General features: G+C 62.1%; 4 protein-coding genes. 2 read left to right on the top strand and 2 right to left on the bottom strand.

All coding sequences use genetic code 11. The annotated features are described in order from the left end of the window. The first annotated feature begins 332 nt into the window (after positions 1–332). Together MKK82_RS28675 and MKK82_RS28670 are read left to right on the top strand one after the other, a co-directional pair. Positions 333–539 carry a hypothetical protein gene (locus tag MKK82_RS28675; protein WP_243987595.1) on the top strand — a complete coding sequence of 69 codons (207 nt, stop codon included), beginning with the start codon at positions 333–335 and terminating at the stop codon, positions 537–539. A gap of 87 nt (positions 540–626) precedes the next feature. Further along, positions 627–836, top strand: a complete 210-nt coding sequence (locus MKK82_RS28670; protein ID WP_243987593.1) for a hypothetical protein — start codon at positions 627–629, stop codon at positions 834–836. 842 nt (positions 837–1,678) lie between these two features. On the opposite strand, the gene MKK82_RS28665 is transcribed toward MKK82_RS28670, so the two are convergent. Then, complete coding sequence (locus tag MKK82_RS28665) at positions 1,679–2,029, bottom strand: hypothetical protein (protein WP_243987591.1); 351 nt, start codon at positions 2,027–2,029, stop codon at positions 1,679–1,681. Positions 2,030–2,580: 551 nt separating this feature from the next. Next, positions 2,581–3,753 (bottom strand): YihY/virulence factor BrkB family protein, encoded by a 1,173-nt coding sequence (locus MKK82_RS28660; RefSeq protein WP_243987596.1) that lies wholly within the window; start codon positions 3,751–3,753, stop codon positions 2,581–2,583. Positions 3,754–4,117 lie beyond the last annotated feature (364 nt).

Genomic DNA, 4,117 nt, shown 5'->3' with positions numbered 1-4,117 from the left:
CTCTTAAGGCATGCTCATACCGACTGGCCTATTGATATTTCAGCACCTCTAGGGACGCTCGTCCCTGGCCGCGCACCCGAGGTGCACAGGTGTGCACACTGCTTTTGACATCGTTTACCAGCATCATCAGGCGCTGGACGTTGCTGGGTCTTGCTGTGAGATGCTGGCATTTGTCGTGATCGCGTTCGTTTGAGCTTTATCCGGCGTGGGTTACCGACAGCCCATGGTACGGGCGGAACTCGATGGTTGGGCTAGGGACTTCGCCGCCGATCACGGCTGCGAGGACGTCACCGTCCCGTTCGACCGGGTCGTGCTCCGGCACCGGCAAGCTGATGCAGTGGATCGGCGATGCCCTGACCGATGTGGAGACCGCGATCAACAAGGAGGTGCGGCGGCGCAGGCCGGCAAACAGCGCCGAGCGCGAAACCCCGCTTGAGATGCTGGCGCTGCCGGTAATCCAGAACGGCGTCCCCGACGAGATCGCGGCGTTAGCCCGCGAGTTGCTGGCCCACGCCAAGGCTGAGCGCCAAGGCCGCTGATCGGCCCTTCGTTTCTCTGTTGCCGTGCGTACCGCTCCGGCCAGATCCCGCCGGGCCATCCCTTCATCGCGACCCGAGACCCTAACAATGAGCAAGATTGTCCCCTTCCCGATTGGCAAAAAGACCGCTGCCCAGTCGATCCCACGCGAGGAGTTCGAGCAGCTGGCCGAGTTAGCGCTCGACATCGTGGACCGCATCGTCGCCATCCTGGACGAAGGCGATGGAGATCCCGACCGCGAGGATGGCGGGGATGCGGAACCCAGTCTCGGCGCTCCCGAAAACCCTCACGGCTCTTAGGTCGTGTGGCTGCGCGGCGGCGACCGTGATCTTGAAGGAGCGTGAACCGGCAGTGGAGGGACTCCGCCCTAAATTAAAGCCTATCAATGGCTTAGGGCCTGTTTCCAGCTCAGAGGGACTCGCCCTCTCTGAGGCGTCCACGCCTGCCTTTGTCCGAGTGGGGGCAAACGGCTTCGGGCAAGCGTGGAGGTCGAGAGGAGACCCGACGCTGAGACGGAGCAAGAAGCATGCATCCACGCCCACCTTTGTCGCTGAGGGGCGAGCGGTAGGCAGACGCGGATGGCCGGCCAAAGCCGGCATCCGGCAGATACTACCGTCTGATCGGTAGGTTCAACCGTTGGTTAAAATCCTAGAGACATCAGCGAACTGTTACGCAAAAAAGCATCCACGCCCGCCGTATAGCTGCTGAGGGGCACACCAAGTGGCGGGCGTGGTAGATCGACCGAAGTCGATGGATGCACAATACTGCATTACGCTCGACCGTTCGATCACGTTTTAGTGCACGCACGAACGCTGCTCGCGCATCTGATGCAGACCTAACCGCATTCCGGCTCACATCATTGCCATGCTCGACCGCATGGACGGCGAAGCGGACAACGAGGACGGCGGGGACACTGAGCTGTCCCTGGCCTCACCCGAAAACTTGCCTGGCAGTCAGGTTACACGGCTGCTCGGGAACGATCAGGACCGCGAGGCTGAGGCGCCTGAGACCGTGCTGCCGGAGGTGCCGACCGAACCGCAGGCAGTGGCCGAGATCCTGCCTTCACGGGCCGCGGCAGCGTCATCCCGGCGGCCGGCACGATGCTCCTTGACCTGCTGGAGCGTGCCTGATGCCGACGGCTTCAGCTTCTCAGGCGGATGCCAGCGCGCTCACGAGCATCATCGTCCGCAGCCGGTATGCCGATCAGGACGCGTGAAGGATTGGTGTGGACGATCCGAACGTTTCTCGGCGTCCAGCCGCAGCCCATGCAAACAGCGTAGATCCAACGTTCCCACAGATTTGAGTTATGCTGGTCGACAGCCTTTTGTCGCTCCCTGGCTCTCTCGATAAGCTGCTTCGTCTCTTCAGCCTTGGCATCGCTGTTGATGTCAGTTTTTGCTTGAACCGGATCTCGCCTTGGTTGCGAATGCTGCGCTAAAGCAGAAGTCATCAAGCCCGAAATTATCGCAAAAACCATTATCGAAATTCGCATTAGAAGCTCCAAATGCAGTCAATTTGCATGCATACTGGATGCGTGACGCGTTTAGTGGCCAATAAGTCTCAGTCTCAGTAGAAATTACTGAGATTGAATGTAGCTTGTTAAGCCGCTGCATCGGCTCGCTCGCAGCTGGCTCGCCTGACACGAGGTGATTTGCGCCTTGCTCGAAGACCACATCGAATGGGACGGTACCCCGCTCCTACGTGAGTAGATTGATGCGCTTGGCCATGCCGGGGGATACGCCAGCAAGCTCCGCACGACTAGATCGCTGATAGCTCGTTGCTTGAACGTAGCGGGAATTGATCCAAGTTACTATGGTAGCCGCGATGCCGCGCCGGTCCTGCCAGAACCCCGACAACTGCCTTGCCGCCGGCCGCGGCGGCCCGTGTCGAGCCTGTGACGCGGAGGCGATCGCGCGCCGTGCTGTCCTGCTGCGTGAGCGCATCCTCGCAAACCGAGCTGAAGGGCGTTCGCTATATGCTCAACGCCCCGCTCAGAATGCGGGCCACGAACGTGGCTCCAGCCCAAAGCGCTGAGGCCGGCAGCTAATCTGCAGCCGCCCCAACGCTATCGGCCATCTTCGCGCCCCTCGTACCGAGAGGTTGAGGCTCGCCCACCGTCGTGTCCTCGGCAGTCTGGTGCTCCGTCTCAGCGTTCACCTCAGCGCCGAGCAGCACGATCGTCGTTGAGATCCAGATCCAGGTCATGAACCCGATCGCCGCGCCCAGCGAGCCGTAGGTCTTGTTGTAGCTGCCGAAGTTGGCGACGTACCACGAGAACAGCAGCGAGCCGCCGAGCCAGAGGACCGCCGCCACGGCGCTTCCCCCGGTGACCCAGTGCCAACGCGGCGCATCCCGGCTCGGGCCGTAGCGGTACAGCACCGTCAAGCCGCCGAGCACGGCGAGCAGAAGCACCGGCCAGCGCAGCATCGCCAGCCACCAAGCGTCCTTGCCGATGCCGACGAACTCGAACACCACCGGCAGCACGACGACTGCGCCGAGTGCCAGGATCAGGAACAGCAGCGCGCCCGCCGTGAAGGCGAGCGACACGAGATTGAGCACGACGAAGTTGCGCTTCTCGCGCTCGTTGTAGACGAGGTTGAGCGCGTCGAAGATGTGCTTCATCCCGCCGTTGGCGCTCCACACCGACAGGGCGATGCTCACGATCAGGCTCAGCCCCAGGGTGGCGTTGCCCTTCTCGTCGAGGTTTTTGACCTGATCGCCGACGATCTCCAGCGCCCCCTGAGGTAGGATGCCCTGCAGGCTGGCGAGCTGGTCGTTGATGGTCGAGGCGTCGGCCACGAGCCCGTAGACGGATACCAGAGCAGCGATCGCGGGGAAGATCGCCAGCAGCGCGAAGAAGGTCACGCCAGCCGACACCAGCATGATCCGGTTCTCACCCACGTCCCGGTAGGTGCGCAGCGCGATGTCCTTCCAACCTTTGGCCGGGATCTCGGTCGGACGCTTGGCTTGGCGTCCACGATCGCCCTGAGTGCGCGCTACTTGGTGAGCTTCGCTGCCACTGTGTGAAGGGGACGTCTGGCGTGCCGCTCCGGCTTCGTCATCCGGCGCCTTCTTGGCTGTAGATGCCGGGCGTTGTGTACGCCGTGGCAGGGCTAAGATGCCAAGAAGCGCAGTAGTCAGAGCCAAGGTCCAAGCGAGGGAGTGCCCCTTCTCGGCATCGTCTGGCGGCGTGCGATCTGATCGGGAGGATGACATCGGAAACTCCCGCGCGCAAAGCTGCGCCATTGCATCACGCATGCTAACCGCTCAGCTGCTTTGAACGTTGCAGCAGAGTTTTCAGAACGAAATCAATAGGAACAGTGCGCTGATGCGTGCTCCTCCAGCCGTCCTATGCATCGTAGGTCGGCCGTGCTGCGCGAGCATACCCTCAAGATGGCCAGCGGCAGAGCGGGGGTCGAGGCGGGTGATACTGTGCCGCTACAAACCAGGCGGGAGTGGGTTCGGGACGACCACTGCGCTAGGCCCGGTAGCGGCCAACGGTGTCAGTGTAGCGGCGTCGAGGATGAGGCTATAGCCGTGCAAGGCGGCGAGAGCTTTGCGGTAGTCATCGCGTATCCGG

It is taken from the genome of Methylobacterium sp. E-046, from assembly GCF_022829625.1.
GTDB classification, from domain to species: domain Bacteria; phylum Pseudomonadota; class Alphaproteobacteria; order Rhizobiales; family Beijerinckiaceae; genus Methylobacterium; species Methylobacterium longum.
Note: the sequence above shows the minus strand (reverse complement) of the source record. Positions and strands in the feature narration are given on the sequence as shown.